We start from the raw sequence: 470 nt of genomic DNA on the forward strand, positions 1-470 counted from the left end.
GGGTGGTGCGGGTGTCGGGTAACGGGAACAGGGCCGCAGCACTGAGAATGCGTTCAGAGGGCTGGCCCCGTTGCGCCAGCCAGCGTTGGGCTGCGCTGTAGGGGTTGCGCGTGATGCTGCTGTCCGGGGAGACCCGCTGCATGTAGGTGACCGGTTCGGTCAGGGCGTAGTAGCCCGCGATCATGGCGACCAGCAGGGTGGCAAGCAGCCAGGGGAAAGCACGGCGCAGGTGGGCCTTACGCATGGTTTGCCTCCAGCCTGTCCATTTGCTGCCAATGCTGGGTCAAGGTGCGCACCTGCTCAGCGCTAACCGGGCGGTGAGCCCAGGCGGTAGTAATCCAGGCCTGGGTCAGCCGCTGCAGGTAGGCAATTGGCAATGAATCGCCGTGTTGTTCCTGCAGTGTGCGCAGGCATTGCTGCTCGGTACTGCCTGCGGCCAGAGCCACGGGGTGACGTGCCAGAATGCCGGC

The 470-nt window shown here is 65.3% G+C and carries 1 protein-coding gene and 1 pseudogene; both read right to left on the bottom strand.

The annotated features are described in order from the left end of the window. Positions 1–244: pseudogene (locus A3754_RS04395) on the bottom strand (DUF4350 domain-containing protein); the annotation flags it as partial. Then, positions 237–470: DUF4129 domain-containing protein (locus A3754_RS04400; protein ID WP_156496778.1), on the bottom strand; the 234-nt coding region annotated here is incomplete at its 5' end. The gene A3754_RS04400 and the pseudogene A3754_RS04395, both read right to left, overlap by 8 nt.

The organism is Alcanivorax sp. HI0083, assembly GCF_001635175.1.